General features: G+C 62.9%; 15 protein-coding genes, 1 tRNA gene and 1 pseudogene. 6 read left to right on the forward strand and 11 right to left on the reverse strand.

Translation table 11 applies throughout. The features are described from left to right. The 7 genes from QME24_RS23700 to queA form a co-directional block, all read right to left on the reverse strand. Window positions 1-110 (reverse strand): transposase (locus QME24_RS23700; RefSeq protein ID WP_148101371.1); only part of this gene is annotated, 110 nt, incomplete at its 3' end. A gap of 192 nt (window positions 111-302) precedes the next feature. Then, window positions 303-845, reverse strand: a complete 543-nt coding sequence (locus QME24_RS23705) for a glycine zipper 2TM domain-containing protein (RefSeq protein ID WP_033744396.1) — start codon at window positions 843-845, stop codon at window positions 303-305. Window positions 846-966: 121 nt separating this feature from the next. Next, window positions 967-1,875: a protein translocase subunit SecF gene (secF, locus tag QME24_RS23710; RefSeq protein ID WP_009682047.1), complete on the reverse strand. Its 909-nt coding sequence runs from the start codon at window positions 1,873-1,875 to the stop codon at window positions 967-969. A gap of 10 nt (window positions 1,876-1,885) precedes the next feature. Then, complete coding sequence (gene secD / locus QME24_RS23715; protein ID WP_029885472.1) at window positions 1,886-3,748, reverse strand: protein translocase subunit SecD; 1,863 nt, start codon at window positions 3,746-3,748, stop codon at window positions 1,886-1,888. Between the two features lie 63 nt (window positions 3,749-3,811). Further along, a complete protein-coding gene (gene yajC / locus QME24_RS23720; RefSeq protein ID WP_008092587.1) occupies window positions 3,812-4,147 on the reverse strand; it encodes a preprotein translocase subunit YajC in 336 nt (111 codons plus the stop codon). A gap of 42 nt (window positions 4,148-4,189) precedes the next feature. Next, window positions 4,190-5,305: a tRNA guanosine(34) transglycosylase Tgt gene (gene tgt, locus QME24_RS23725; protein WP_009682049.1), complete on the reverse strand. Its 1,116-nt coding sequence runs from the start codon at window positions 5,303-5,305 to the stop codon at window positions 4,190-4,192. Between the two features lie 14 nt (window positions 5,306-5,319). Continuing rightward, entirely contained in the window at window positions 5,320-6,369 is a 1,050-nt protein-coding gene (queA, locus tag QME24_RS23730) for a tRNA preQ1(34) S-adenosylmethionine ribosyltransferase-isomerase QueA (protein ID WP_054906087.1), read from the reverse strand. A gap of 107 nt (window positions 6,370-6,476) precedes the next feature. On the opposite strand from queA, the gene QME24_RS23735 reads away from it, so the two are divergent. The 4 genes and pseudogenes from QME24_RS23735 to QME24_RS23750 all read left to right on the forward strand — a co-directional run bounded on the left by QME24_RS23735 (window position 6,477) and on the right by QME24_RS23750 (window position 8,669). Next, window positions 6,477-6,561 (forward strand) — tRNA-Leu (locus tag QME24_RS23735). A 264-nt stretch (window positions 6,562-6,825) separates the two neighbouring features. Then, complete coding sequence (locus QME24_RS23740) at window positions 6,826-7,473, forward strand: trypsin-like peptidase domain-containing protein (RefSeq protein ID WP_029887430.1); 648 nt, start codon at window positions 6,826-6,828, stop codon at window positions 7,471-7,473. Between the two features lie 103 nt (window positions 7,474-7,576). Continuing rightward, a pseudogene (locus tag QME24_RS23745) lies at window positions 7,577-7,663 on the forward strand (GNAT family N-acetyltransferase); the annotation flags it as partial. Between the two features lie 112 nt (window positions 7,664-7,775). After that, complete coding sequence (locus QME24_RS23750) at window positions 7,776-8,669, forward strand: bestrophin family ion channel (protein WP_029887429.1); 894 nt, start codon at window positions 7,776-7,778, stop codon at window positions 8,667-8,669. 36 nt (window positions 8,670-8,705) lie between these two features. Here the strand turns inward: QME24_RS23750 and phnE are convergent, their stop codons facing one another. The 4 genes from phnE to QME24_RS23770 are packed head-to-tail and all read right to left on the reverse strand — an operon-like array spanning window position 8,706 to window position 11,951. Continuing rightward, window positions 8,706-9,473 carry a phosphonate ABC transporter, permease protein PhnE gene (phnE, locus tag QME24_RS23755; RefSeq protein WP_029887428.1) on the reverse strand — a complete coding sequence of 256 codons (768 nt, stop codon included), beginning with the start codon at window positions 9,471-9,473 and terminating at the stop codon, window positions 8,706-8,708. Further along, window positions 9,470-10,297 (reverse strand): ABC transporter permease, encoded by an 828-nt coding sequence (locus tag QME24_RS23760; protein WP_182336480.1) that lies wholly within the window; start codon window positions 10,295-10,297, stop codon window positions 9,470-9,472. The genes phnE and QME24_RS23760 overlap by 4 nt, the downstream gene beginning before the upstream one ends. After that, window positions 10,291-11,100 (reverse strand): ATP-binding cassette domain-containing protein, encoded by an 810-nt coding sequence (locus tag QME24_RS23765; protein WP_009682056.1) that lies wholly within the window; start codon window positions 11,098-11,100, stop codon window positions 10,291-10,293. Before QME24_RS23765 ends, QME24_RS23760 begins: the two co-directional genes overlap by 7 nt. Further along, window positions 11,097-11,951 carry a putative selenate ABC transporter substrate-binding protein gene (locus tag QME24_RS23770; protein WP_054890551.1) on the reverse strand — a complete coding sequence of 285 codons (855 nt, stop codon included), beginning with the start codon at window positions 11,949-11,951 and terminating at the stop codon, window positions 11,097-11,099. The genes QME24_RS23765 and QME24_RS23770 overlap by 4 nt, the downstream gene beginning before the upstream one ends. A 261-nt stretch (window positions 11,952-12,212) precedes the next feature. Here QME24_RS23770 and selD point away from each other — a divergent pair, with 261 nt between their 5' ends. Continuing rightward, entirely contained in the window at window positions 12,213-13,247 is a 1,035-nt protein-coding gene (gene selD, locus QME24_RS23775; protein ID WP_029887425.1) for a selenide, water dikinase SelD, read from the forward strand. Beyond that, window positions 13,247-14,359, forward strand: a complete 1,113-nt coding sequence (gene mnmH, locus QME24_RS23780) for a tRNA 2-selenouridine(34) synthase MnmH (RefSeq protein ID WP_029887424.1) — start codon at window positions 13,247-13,249, stop codon at window positions 14,357-14,359. Before selD ends, mnmH begins: the two co-directional genes overlap by 1 nt. The last annotated feature ends 202 nt before the right edge of the window (window positions 14,360-14,561 follow it).

Here is a 14,561-nt window from a genome sequence, read left to right on the forward strand (position 1 = left end):
AGCAGGCTGAAGTCCACTGCAAGTCGCTGGGCTACTTTTCGGAAACCTTCACCACCCTCCAGGTAGGCATGAACGGCGGTAAGCTTGAATTGGTCTGAGTACTTGCTCATATGGACACCCCAAGAAATTGGATTGGTGTCCAACTTCTTGGGGGCAGTCCATTTTGTGGGAGCGGCCTTGTGTCGCGAAAGGGCTGCAAAGCAGCCCCGACACTCTCTGATGGGTCACAGACCCTGGGGCCGCTCCGCGCCCCTTTCGCGACGCAAGGCCGCCCCACATAAAAGAGCGGACCACATTCAGACTTACTGCCCGGCCTCGCTCAGGATCAGCTTGCCATTCTTGTCCACCGGAATGGTCGACCCTGGCTCGCGGTCCATCTTCACCTGCCCTACCTGATCACCCAGGGTGTACTTCACGTTGTACCCCACCACCTTTTCACTGATGTCATTGACCGTATTGCAGCGGGTTTGCGTGGTGGTGTAGGTGTCACGCTGCTGCATGCCTTCCTGCACCTTGTTGCCGGCATAACCACCACCGACCGCACCGGCAACGGTGGCGATCTTCTTGCCTGTGCCGCCACCGATCTGGTTGCCGAGCAAGCCGCCCGCCAGGGCGCCTACCACGGTACCGGCGATCTGGTGCTGGTCCTTGACCGGCGCCTGGCGCGTTACGGCAACGTCCTTGCACACTTCACGCGGGGTTTTCACCTGTTGCTTGATCGGCTGCACGTCGGTGACCTGGGCATATTCAGGCCCCTTGTTGACCAAGCTGTAGGTCGCGACAGCACCTCCGGCAGTCACACCGACAGCACCCAGTACCGCACCCACCAGCATTGATTTATTCACGTCAACCTCCTGATCGTAACAGCGGGTCGCAACCCGCGCTTCTCCCAGCCTTGGAGCAAAAAAAAAGGCGCGAGTTCAATACTCGCGCCTTTTGCACCGCCAGGCGGTGTTGGGCTAGCCGCTACGGACGATCGTCCACGCCTTCTGCCTTGGTCGGCGGGATCAGGTCTTCACTGTTCAGGTTCAGCCAGATCAATACCACGTTGGCGATATAGATCGACGAGTAGGTACCTGCCATCACCCCGATGAACAAGGCCAGCGAGAAGCCGAACAGGTTGTCACCGCCAAAGAACAACAGCGCCGCGATGGCCAGCAAGGTCGAAACCGAGGTGGCGATGGTACGCAGCAAGGTCTGGGTGGTGGACACGTTGATGTTCTCGATCAACGAAGCCTTGCGCATGACCCGGAAGTTTTCCCGCACCCGGTCGAACACGACGATGGTGTCGTTCAGCGAGTAGCCAATGATCGCCAGCACTGCCGCCAACACCGTCAGGTCGAAGGTGATCTGGAAGAACGACAGGATACCCAGTGTGACCACCACGTCGTGAATCAGCGAGATGATCGCCCCCACCGCGAACTTCCACTGGAAGCGGAAGGCCAGGTAGATGAGGATGCCGCCCAGCGCCAGCAGCATGCCCATGCCACCCTGGTCGCGCAGCTCTTCACCCACCTGCGGGCCAACGAACTCGACGCGCTTGAGCGTGGCCGGGTTGTCGCCGCCCGCCTTCTGCAGTGCGGCAGCTACCTTGTTGCCCAGTTGCGGGTCATCACCCGGCATACGCACCAACAGGTCGGTGGTAGCACCAAAGCTTTGCACCACGGCCTCGTGGAAACCGGAGTCGACCAGCTCGGCGCGTACCGCCTTGAGGTCTGCCGGGCGCTCGTAGGTCAGCTCGATCAGCGTACCACCGGTGAAGTCCAGGCCGAAGTTCAGGCCTTTCTGCCACCAGCTGAACAGCGCCAGCACGGTGAGGAGCACGGTAATGGCGAACGCGACATTGCGCACGCCCATGAAGTTGATGGTTTTCATCGCAGCTCCCTCAAACCCACAGCTTCTTGATGTCACGCCCGCCACAGGTCAGGTTGACCATTGCGCGGGTCACCATGACGGCGGTGAACATCGAGGTGAAAATCCCGAGGGACATGGTGACCGCAAAGCCCTTGACCGGGCCGGTACCCATGGCGAACAGGATGCCGCCGACCAGCAGGCTGGTCAGGTTGGCGTCGATGATCGCGGTATAGGCGCGGTTGAAACCTTCGTGGATGGCGCGCTGCACCGACATGCCGGCCTTCAGCTCTTCGCGTATGCGCGAGAAGATCAGCACGTTGGCGTCTACCGCCATACCCATGGTCAACACGATACCGGCAATGCCCGGCAGGGTCAGGGTGGCCCCCAGCAGCGACATCAGTGCCAGCAGCAGCACCATGTTGCCCGCCAGGGCGATGGTGGCGATCACGCCAAAACCACGGTAGATGGCGATGATGAACAGCGAGACGAACAGCATGCCCCACAGCGATGCATCGATACCTTTGGTGATGTTGTCGGCACCCAGGCTTGGGCCAATGGTACGTTCTTCTGCGAAGTACATCGGTGCAGCCAGACCACCGGCACGCAGCAACAGCGCCAGCTCGGACGATTCGCCCTGGCCGTTCAGGCCGGTGATGCGGAACTGGCTACCCAGCGGCGACTGGATGGTGGCCAGGCTGATGATTTTCTTTTCTTCGACGAAGCTTTGCACGGCCACGTCTTTCTCGACGCCGTCGACGGTTTGCTTGACGTAGCGGGTAACCGGCTTCTGCTCAATGAAGATCACCGCCATGCTGCGGCCAACGTTGCTGCGGGTAGCGCGGCTCATCAGCTCGCCACCGTGGCCATCCAGGCGAATGTTCACCTGTGGGCGGCCGTGTTCATCGAAGCTTGCCTGGGCGTCGGTAACCTGGTCACCGGTAATGATCAGCCCGCGCTCGACCGCAGCGGACCGGCCGCCTTCGCGGAACTCGAACACCTCGGTAGTGGCCTTGGACGCACCCGGTTCGGCACCGAAACGGAACTCGAGGTTGGCGGTTTTACCCAGGATACGTTTGGCTTCGGCAGTGTCCTGCACACCCGGCAACTCGACCACGATGCGGTTGGCGCCCTGACGCTGTACCAGCGGCTCGGCCACGCCCAGCTCGTTGACGCGGTTGCGCACGGTGGTGAGGTTCTGCTTGATCGAGTATTCGCGGATTTCGGCGACCTTCGCCTGGGTCAGCGCCAGGCGCAGCACCGCAAGGTCGTTGCGCTCGGTGGTGGTCAGGTCGAAATCATTGAAATTCTTGCGGATCAGGGCTCGCGCCTGTTCGCGGGTTGCATCGTCAGCAAAGCCCAGCATGATGCCACCATCCTGCTGAGGCAGGCTGCGGTAGCGCACACGCTCTTTACGCAGCAAGGTCTTGACCTCGCCTTCGTAGACTTTCATGCGGGCGCTCATGGCCTTGTCCATGTCCACTTCCAGCAGGAAGTGCACACCACCGGACAGGTCCAGGCCCAGCTTCATCGGGCTTGCACCCAGGTTGCGCAGCCATTGCGGAGTCGTCTGGGCCAGGTTCAGGGCCACGACGTAATCATCGCCCAGCGCCTTGCGCACCACATCCTTGGCCGGCAGCTGGTCTTCCTGGTTGGTCAGGCGGATCAGCCCGCTGCCCTTCTCGCCCAGGCTGGTGCCCTTGACTGGGATCTTGGCATCGACCAACGCCTTGCTGACGCGGTCGAGGTCGGCCTGGTTCACCTGCAGCGCCGAGCTGGCACCACTGATCTGCACCGCCGGGTCGTCCGGGTAAAGGTTGGGTGCGGAATAAATGAAACCGACCACCAGTACCAGCACGATCAGTGCATATTTCCACAGAGGGTATTTGTTCAGCATCACGCCGCCCGTTCAAGACGCGGGGCGCGTTGCGCGCCCCGACTGGAAAATAAAACCGGTAACTCAGATAGCCTTGAGCGTACCTTTTGGCAGGGTCGCAGCAATGGCACCCTTCTGGAACTTCAGTTCGACAGTGTCGGACACTTCCAATACCACGAAGTCATCGGAAACCTTGACGATCTTGCCGGCGATACCGCCGTTGGTGACAACTTCGTCACCTTTTTGCAAGTTGCTCAGCAGGTTCTTCTGCTCTTTGGCACGCTTGGCCTGTGGGCGCCAGATCATGAGGTAGAAGATGACCAGGAAACCGACCAGGAAAATCCACTCGAAGCCGGTACCGGCTGGGCCGGCGGCAGGTGCTGCAGCGTCCGCGTATGCGGCGGGGATCAAGAAGCTCATTGGGCACTCCTAATGTAATTTTCTAATAATGGATGCAGACAATCAGTCCAAGGGCGGAACCGGAAGCCCGCGCTTGGCGTAGAAGGCGTCGACAAAGGCGGCCAATTTACCCTGATGAATGGCCTCGCGTAAACCGGCCATCAAGCGCTGGTAATGGCGCAAGTTGTGGATGGTATTCAGCATGCTGCTCAGCATTTCGCCGCACTTGTCCAAATGGTGCAGATAGGCGCGCGAGAAGTTGGTGCAGGTGTAGCAGTCACAGGTCGGATCCAGCGGCGATTCATCGTGGCGATGGAACGCATTGCGGATCTTGATCACCCCTGTATCGACAAACAGATGCCCGTTGCGCGCGTTGCGCGTTGGCATCACGCAGTCGAACATGTCGACGCCGCGGCGCACACCCTCAACGAGATCTTCCGGTTTGCCTACCCCCATAAGGTAACGAGGTTTGTCAGCCGGCATCTGGTCAGGCAGGTAATCCAGCACCTTGATCATTTCGTGCTTGGGCTCGCCAACCGACAGGCCACCAATGGCCAGGCCATCGAAGCCGATGTTTTCCAGGCCCTCGAGCGAGCGCATGCGCAGGTCCTGGTACATGCCACCCTGGACAATGCCGAACAGCGCGGCGGTGTTGTCGGCGTGGGCGTTCTTCGAGCGCTGGGCCCAGCGCAGCGACAGCTCCATGGAGGTGCGCGCGACATCGTGCTCGGCCGGGTACGGGGTGCACTCGTCGAAGATCATCACCACGTCCGAGCCCAGGTCACGCTGGACCTGCATCGACTCTTCCGGGCCCATGAACACCTTGGAACCATCGACCGGCGAAGCGAAGGTCACACCCTCTTCCTTGATCTTGCGCATGGCGCCCAGGCTGAACACCTGGAAACCACCGGAGTCGGTGAGGATCGGGCCCTTCCACTGCATGAAATCGTGCAGGCCGTTGTGCTTCTTGATCACCTCGGTGCCCGGGCGCAGCCACAGGTGGAAGGTATTGCCGAGGATCATCTCGGCGCCAATGGCCTCGATATCGCGTGGCAGCATGCCCTTGACCGTGCCATAGGTGCCCACCGGCATGAACGCCGGGGTTTCCACGGTGCCACGAGGGAAAGTGATGCGACCGCGACGGGCCTTGCCGTCGGTGGCCAGCAGTTCGAAGGACATTCGACAGGTGCGACTCATGCTTGATCCTCGGGGCCGCGTGGCGCCGGATTGCGGGTGATGAACATGGCATCACCGTAACTGAAGAAGCGGTACCCCTGCTCCACCGCCGCGGCGTAGGCGGCCATGGTCTCGGGGTAGCCGGCGAAGGCCGAGACCAGCATCAGCAGCGTGGACTCCGGCAGGTGGAAGTTGGTGACCAGCGCGTCGACCACATGGAACGGCCGACCCGGGTAGATGAAAATATCGGTGTCGCCGCTGAACGCCTTGAGCACGCCGTCGCGCGCGGCACTTTCCAGCGAACGCACGCTGGTGGTGCCCACGGCGATCACCCGGCCACCCCGAGCGCGACAGGCCGTGATGGCATCGACCACCTCCTGGCTCACTTCGAGCCACTCTTTGTGCATATGGTGGTCTTCGATCTTGTCGACACGCACCGGCTGGAACGTGCCCGCGCCCACGTGCAGGGTGACGAAGGCGCGCTCCACGCCCTTGGCGGCGATTTTTTCCAGCAACGCTTCATCGAAGTGCAGGCCGGCGGTAGGCGCAGCCACTGCACCGGCACGCTCGGCGTAGACGGTCTGGTAGCGCTCACGGTCGGCGCCCTCGTCAGGGCGGTCGATATAGGGCGGCAACGGCATGTGGCCGACGCGGTCGAGCAGGGGCAGCACCTCTTCGGTGAAGCGCAGCTCGAACAGTGTGTCGTGGCGGGCGACCATTTCGGCCTCACCACCGCCATCGATGAGGATGACCGCGCCCTCTTTCGGCGCCTTGCTGGCCCTTACGTGAGCCAGCACCCGGTGGCTGTCGAGCACGCGTTCGACCAGCACCTCCAGCTTGCCGCCAGACGCTTTCTGGCCGAACAAGCGGGCCGGGATGACCCGGGTGTTGTTGAACACCATCAGGTCGCCGGGGCGCAGGTACTCGAGCAAATCGGGAAATTGCCGGTGTGCCAGCACGCCGCTCGGCCCATCGAGGACCAGCAGACGGCTGCCATGGCGCTCGGCCAGTGGGTGGCGGGCGATCAGGGAATCGGGGAGTTCGAAGGAAAAATCGGCGACGCGCATGATGATGTTCGGTTCGGCAGGGCCGGGAAGTTTAGCCCAATGTGTGAAAATTGACCATGAAAGCCGATTGACCGACCAGCGGCAGCTCTCTATACTGCGCGCCACACGCCCTGATGGCGGAATTGGTAGACGCGGCGGATTCAAAATCCGTTTTCGAAAGGAGTGGGAGTTCGAGTCTCCCTCGGGGCACCAAAATCCGGAAAAAGCCGACCTTATGGTCGGTTTTTTTTCGTCTCGCCAAAACCACCCTTCGCCTTGACGCCACCGCCACGGCGCGGGGCCTCACCCCGATACCCCGATTCTATTGGCTACCCTTCTGATTAGCACTTAAGCTGTCATTCGTCGGATATATCACGAAAGGATTGTCCGAATAATGGCACTTAGCCATAGTTGCGCACCCTTCCCCTCAATCCTGTGTGAACCATGAAAGCTATAGCGCCCTGTGTGGCAGCAATGATGCTGCTGGGTGGGTGCAATGGAGTGCCAACGTCTTACGTTTCCGATCCCGTCTACAGCCAGGCATTCGTGGTCACCTCCGGTGCTCCGCTGCCAATGCTGCTGATGGCCAGCGCCATCCAGTGGAATGAGGATTACGCAGTAACCGCCAAACACACCCCCTTCCTGCCCAACGTGGTTCACGAAGGCCTCGGTGATGTGGTGTTCTTCAAGCACAAGGCTGCGACGTTACCGGCCTGGCGCCAGTACGTGCCGGGCGAGGCCGTGACGGCGGTCGGCTACAACAGCTTGATGATGCCGATGCAAGGCAAGGGCCATGCCCTGCCGTCGCTGGTTCGGCTGGAAGGTACGCCTGGCAGTGTCTTCTACTCGGTACACGATGGCCCGATCACCAAAGGCATGTCGGGTGGGCCGGTGTTTGCCGACGATGGCAAGGTCGTAGGCATCAACGTGGCCATCATCCCGACCAGCGAGATCGACGCCGGCAGGCGCCCCGACCTGATCGGCAAGGAACGCATCAGCGTGTTCATGTCGTTCAACGAGATCGACAAGGAGTGGCGGCGCTATCAGTACCTGCTGGCACGCAAGGCCAAGCCGAGGGCGCCGGCTGCGGTCAAAGGCTACGTGGCGGTGGCCGCCAAGCCGTGAATCGGGGCGCGGTGCTGGATGGAAAGCGGCCTATGATGTGAGGCTGATGGCCTCTTCGCGGGTAAACCCGCTCCTACAGGGCCTGCGCGGGATTTGAGCCTGCGCTCGGGAGGCCCGAGTGCCATGCCTCAATCACGACACCGCCGGCCTGCTGCTCTATCCACAGCTGGGCTTCACACCATTCGGCATCATCAAGTGGCACCCAATCGTATCCTTATGGATACACCCGCTCAAAGGATGGCGAACCTTCGGCGCCCCTCGACGTCCCATCCTGCATCCCCCGCGTTCCGAGGTACCCCCGCGTGAAAGACGTCATCGCCCGCAAGTACCGCCTGGTGGTGAAGACCATCGGCTACATCGGCTGGTCGCTGTTCTGGCTGCTGATCTGGGATGTGCTGGTCACCATCGACTTCATGCTGTTCTTCAACAGCAAGTTCACCTTGCCGCTGATCCCATTGACCCTGTTGGGTTCTGCGCTGGTGGTGCTGGTGAGCTTTCGCAACAGCAGTGCCTACAACCGCTGGTGGGAAGCACGCACGTTATGGGGCGCGCTGGTGAACAGCTCGCGCAGCTTTGCCCGGCAGACGCTGACCCTGATCGATGACACGGACGACGGCCTGAACCCGGTCAAGGCCACCCTGCTGCGCCGGCATGTCGCCTATGTGAACTGCCTGGCGGCACACCTGAAAGGTGAACCCTGCCCGGATGAACTGATGGCTTTTATCCCGCCGGCGGAGTTCGAACGGCGCAACCGCTCGAACAACTTCGCCAACGACATCCTCAGCGGCTCGGCGGCCCTGCTGGCCCGGGAATACCAGGCCGGGCGGCTGGACAGCATTCGCCTGGCGCGGCTGGAGGCAACCCTGGTGGACCTGTCCAATGCCCAGGGCGGCATGGAGCGGATTGCCAATACGCCGCTGCCGTACCCTTATGTGTATTTTCCGCGCCTGTTCATCACCTTGTTCTGCCTGATCGTGCCGGTGGGGCTGGTGGAGTCGCTGGGCTGGTTCACACCGCTGGCGTCGACGGTGGTGGGGTTCATGTTGCTGGCCATCGAGCGGATCGGTACCGACTTGCAGAGCCCGTTCAGGTTCAGTGAGCACCAGATCCAGATGGACACCATTTGCGAGACGATTGAGCGCAACCTGGAATCCATGCAGCGCGAGGCGCAGTGTGGCGAGGTGGTGGGAGCCTGATGGATTTTGGGGCTGCCTGGCGGCCCTGGCTATCGGTCAGGCCCGCACATAACGCTGGCGCAACACATCACTGAGCATGTCCACCAGCAACACCAGCACCAGCATGCCAAGGATCACCGTACTGGCCTGGGCTTCCTGGAACAGGCTCAAGGTGGTGTACAGCAGCTGCCCCAGCCCCCCCGCCCCGACAAACCCCAGCACGCTGGCCATGCGAATGTTGTTCTCCCAGCGGTACAAGCTATACGCCAGCAACTGCGGCCACACATTGGGCAACGTGCCAAAGCAGAAGGCCGCCACCTGGCTACCCCCCTGCAAACGGATCGCCGCCGCAGGCTCTGGCGGCGCGTTCTCCAGCGCCTCGGCAAACAACCGCCCCAGTACCCCGGCAGTGTGCAGCGCCAGGGCCAGGGTGCCGGCATTGGGCCCAAGCCCGGCGGCCAGCACGGTCAGCGCCGCCCACACGAGCTCCGGAATGGCGCGCAGGGCATTGAGCAGCAACCGCGCAGCGCCCTGCAACGGCCAACCGAAGCGGCCCGCCGCCGGCAGCGCCAGCAGCATCCCCAGCACCATCGCCAACAGGGTGCCCAGCCCGGACATGGCCAGGGTCTCCAGCGCCCCGTGCCATACCGCCTTCAGGTGCCCGGCAGACCAGTCAGGGTGCAGGAAGCGCCCGGCGTATTCGCCCATCTGCCCCAGGCCGCCATTGCCGACCAGTGCTTGCAAGTCCAGCTGCAGGTAGGCAAACGAGGCCGCTACCGCCGCCACGATGGCCCCCAGCAGTACCAGGTTGATCACCCGGTTCATGCCAACCTCCAACGCAGCAAGCGGCTGAGCAGGTCGGCCAGGATCACCAGCAACAGGAAGGTCAGCAGCATGCTGGCAACCTCGGCACCTGCAAACATGCGCATCGAAAGGTCGATCTGCTGCCCCAGCCCCCCGGCGCCAACAAAGCCCATCACCACCGAAGCCCGTACCGCGCATTCCCAGCGGTAAACGGTGTACGACACCACCTCGGCGGCGGCATTGGGCAGGATGCCGTAGAGGAACGCCGCCAAGCGCCCGCTGCCCGCCTGCAACAAGGCATGTGCCGGGCGCTGGTCGACCGATTCGAAAATCTCGGCATAGACCTTGCCGAGCATGCCGCTGTAGGTAATGGCAATGGCCAGTACCCCTGCCGTCGGCCCCAACCCCACCGCACGCACGAACAGCAACGCCCAGACTATCTCGGGCACGCTGCGCAGGAAAATCAGCAACCCGCGCACAGGCAGGCGTACCACCCGTGACCCTAACCCGGCCCGTCCGCCCCTGGATGCAGCGCGCAACGACAACGCCCGGCTGGCCAGCAAGCCAGCCGGGATCGCCAGCAGCAATGCCAGCGCCATGCCGGCAGTCGCCACGGCCAGGGTCTGCAACGTGGCGTCGTACAGCAACGCAAGGAAATCGGCGTCGTGGGCCGGTGGCCAGAACGCGCGGGTGAACTGGGCGATCTGCTGCCGGTTCTCTGCCTGCAGCAGCACACCGGGGTTCAGCTCGCTCAACTGGATACCCGGCCACAGGACTGCCACAGCCAGCACGGCCAGCAGCAACCGCGGCAATAAGGCCGGGTCGCGGGTGCTGGCAGTCAGCATCGCGGAATCTGCACGGTCAGGGGTGCCCCAGGGGTTGGCGGCGAAGCCAGGTGTTCGTTGGCGTACAACGCATCCAGCATCTGCCTGGTGACCGCAGTGGCCGGGCAGTCGAACGCCACCTGCCCCTCGCGAATACCGACCACCCGAGGGAAATGCGCCAGCGCCAGCTCCACCGCATGCAGGCTGGCCACCAGGGTAACGCCATGGCGCTGGGCATGGCGGTTGAGCAAAGCCAGGCTGTGGTCGGCCAGCACCGGGTCCATGGCCGACACGGGTTCGTCGGTGAGCAGTACCTGCGGCCGTTGATACAACGCGCGCGCGATGCCGACCCGTTGCAACTGCCCGCCGGACAGTTGCCCACATTGCACGAACAGCTTGTCGGCCAGGCCTAGTTCAGCCAGAACCTGCCGAGCGCCTGCGACATCGCTGGGGTACAGCAGGTTGAACAAGCCGCGCAGCAGCCCCCACTGCCCCAGGCGCCCTGCCAGCACTGCCGTGACCACCCGTTGGCGCGGCGGCAAGGGTGGCGCCTGGTGTACCAGGCCGACCCGCGCACGTAAGCGTTGACGCGCCCGCACCGACAACGCCCAGGGCTGCTCGCCGAGCAGTTCCAGGCGCCCGCTGCCAGGCCGCACGGCCGTGGCCATCAGGTGCAGCAAGCTGGACTTGCCCGCGCCCGAAGGCCCGATGATGGCCACGCGCTCGCCTTGGTCGATCTGCAGGCTGACGGCATCGAGAGCGCGCACCTGTCCGTGGCGCAGGCCGGCGCCATGCAGCTGGATGGCCGCGTTCGAGGCTGTCACTTGAGCAGGCCGGCCTCACGCGCCGCTTGCTCGGTGCCCACGTAGTTCTCGGCCTTGGTCTCGATGAAGCGGCTGGCGGCCTGCAGGTCGAGAATCGCCTTGTCCGCCGGGTTGGCCGGGTCGAGGGCGAGGAAGGCCTTTTTGATCTTCTCTTTCAGCGCCGGGTCCATGTTGCCGCGCACGGTCCAGTTGTAGTCGAAATAGGTCGGTGTGGTGGCGAACACCTTCACCTTGCTGGTATCGACCTTGCCGGCGTCCACCAGCTTCTGCCAGACGCTGGCATTGAGCACACCTGCGTCGACCTTGCCCGCCTGCACCCACGCCACGGTGGCGTCATGGGCACCGGAATAGGCCACACGGCTGAAGTAGTCCTCAGGCTTGATGTTGTCTTGCTTGAGCATGAAGTAGCGCGGCATCAGGCTCCCGGACGTGGACGAGATGGAGCCGAAGGCAAACGACTTGCCCTTCAGGTCGGCCAGGCTTTTCACGTTGGGGTCGGCGGTGATGAACTTGGAGGTGAACTGCGCATCCTGCTCACGCTGCACCAACGGCGTGACGGTCGGGTCCTTCAGGTGAACCTGGACGAAGGTGAACCCACCCAGCCAGGCCAGGTCGAGGCGGTCGGAAGCCAGCGACTCGACCACAGCCGGGTAATCGGCCACCGGCACGAACTTCACTTCCATGCCCAACTGCTTGGCCAGGTACTCGCCCAACGGCTTGAACTTGCGCTGCAGTTCGGTGGGTGCTTCATCTGGGATGGCGCTGACCCGCAAAGTTTCAGCGGCCTGCACGACAACGGCACAGCAGGACAGCACAAGGCCAGCGGCGAGCGCCAGGGGGCGTTTGAGCATGGGGGGTTCTCCGGTTCAATGGCGGGGAAAAGCGGCTGCGAGTCGCAAGTCGCAAGTCGCAAGCTGCAAGCTGCAAGCTGCAAGCAAAAGCAGCCTGCATGTGGCTTTTGCTTTTGCTTTTGCTTGAAGCTTGAAGCTTGAAGCTTGAAGCTTGCAGCTTGCAGCTTGAAGCTTGAAGCTGGCCCAAGGAATTATAAGAGGCACAGGCGCAAAGGCCAGCTTTGCTACAATCGCGCAACAAATTGACCTGCTGAGGTACGTATGAGCGAGCCGATTCGCCTGACCCAGTACAGCCACGGTGCCGGCTGTGGCTGCAAGATTTCCCCCAAGGTGCTGGACGTGATCCTCGCTGAAAGCGGCACCCAGGCCCTGGACCCGAAACTGTGGGTCGGCAACGCCTCACGCGATGATGCCGCGGTATACGCACTGGACGACGAACGTGGCGTGGTTTCGACCACCGACTTCTTCATGCCGATCGTCGATGACCCCTATGACTTCGGTCGAATCGCCGCCACCAACGCCATCAGCGACATCTACGCCATGGGCGGCGACCCGCTGATGGCCATCGCCATCCTTGGCTGGCCAGTCAACGTGCTGCCACCGGAAGTCGCCCGCGAAGTCATCCGCGGTGGCCGTGCCGTGTGCGCTGAAGCCGGTATTCCACTGGCCGGCGGCCACTCCATCGACGCTCCCGAGCCCATCTTCGGCCTGGCTGTCACCGGCGTGGTCAGCAAGCGCCACCTCAAGCGCAACGACACCGCTAGCGCCGGCTGCCAGCTGTACCTGACCAAGCCACTGGGCATCGGCATCCTCACCACTGCCGAGAAAAAGGCCAAGCTGCGCGCGCAGGACCAAGGCCTGGCCCGTGACTGGATGTGCACCCTCAATACCCCCGGCAGCCGCTTTGGCAAGCTGGACGGGGTCAAGGCCATGACCGACGTCACCGGCTTCGGCCTGCTCGGCCACTTGGTCGAACTGGCAGAAGGCAGCGGCCTTACCGCGCACCTGGACTACGCCGCTGTACCGCGCCTGCCCAGTGTCGACCACTACCTGGCCGAGGGTTGCATCCCCGGCGGCACCCTGCGCAACTACGACAGCTACGGGCACAAGATCGGTACGCTCAGCGACGACCAGAAGCACCTGCTGTGCGACCCGCAAACCAGCGGTGGCCTGCTGGTGGCAGTTACCCCGCAAGGTGAAGCAGAGTTCCTGGCGGTGGCCGCCGAACTGGGCCTGCAACTGGCGCCGATCGGCAAGCTGGTCGAGCGACAGAGCCACGCGGTCGAGGTGATCTGATGCGCCCCGACTGCACCGATTTTCGCCAGCTGTTCCTCCACGACGTGCCGATGATGGACATGCGCGCGCCGGTCGAGTTCGCCAAAGGCGCCTTCCCTGGCGTGGTCAACCTGCCACTGATGAACGACCAGGAGCGGCAGAAGGTCGGCACTTGCTTCAAGCAACAGGGCCAGGCTGCCGCCATCGCGCTGGGCCACCAGTTGGTCAGCGGTGCTACCAAGCAGGCACGCCTGCAAGCCTGGGTAGCCTTTACCCAGGCGCATCCCGAGGGCTACCTGTACTGCTTCCGGGGCGGCCTGCGCTCGCAGATCGTGCAGGGCTGGCTGCGCGATGAAGCGGGCATCCAGTACCCACGCGTCAAAGGTGGCTACAAGGCCATGCGTAACTTTCTGCTGGGGACGACCCAGCAGGCGGTTGCCCAATGCGATTTCGTGCTGGTCGGCGGCCTGACCGGCACCGGCAAGACCGATGTGCTGCAGCAACTGGAGAACGTGCTCGACCTGGAAGGCCACGCCAATCACCGCGGCTCCAGCTTCGGCAAGCGCGCCACGGCGCAGCCGGCGCAGATCGATTTCGAGAACCAGTTGGCCATCGATGTGCTGAAGAAGCGTGCCCGAGGGGTCGAGCAGTTCGTGCTGGAAGATGAGGGCCGTATTGTCGGCAGTTGCACGTTGCCGCTGGAGCTATACCAAGGCATGCAGCGGTATCCGCTGGTGTGGCTGGAGGACAGCTTCGCTAACCGCGTGGAACGCATTCTTCGCGATTATGTGATCAACCTGAGTGCCGAGTTTATGGCCGTGCATGGCGAGGAAGACGGTCGCCGCCTGTTTGCCGAGCGCATGCTGAAGAGCATGGCCAACATCCACAAGCGCCTGGGTGGCGAACGCTACCAACGGCTATCGGAAGTTCTGCGCCAGGCCCTGGAAGAACAGCAGCGCAGCGGCGCGGTGGACCTGCACCGGGGCTGGATCGAGGGTTTGCTGAACGAGTACTACGACCCGATGTATGCCTACCAGCGGGCAGCCAAGGCCGAGCGCATCGAGTTTGCCGGGGATGCCGTGGAGGTGCGTGAGTACCTCAAGGCCCGGGCACTGCGCCAGCCACACCTGTAAAACCAGGGTCGCTTCGCGCCCCATCGCAGGCAAGCCAGCTCCCACAGGGATTGCATCAGGGCTGACAGGTGGTTGCCACAAGGTATGGCAGCGCCTGTTAGAGCGAGCGCCGCCCGCGCGGCGCAATCGCGAGCTGCGCTCGCTCCTACGTTTGTTTCGGGCCAATTATTCCTGTGGGATTCGCGCGCGAACGCCTTGGTGC

The sequence above is a fragment of the Pseudomonas sp. PARCl1 genome (assembly GCF_947311875.1).
GTDB lineage: Bacteria > Pseudomonadota > Gammaproteobacteria > Pseudomonadales > Pseudomonadaceae > Aquipseudomonas > Aquipseudomonas juntendi.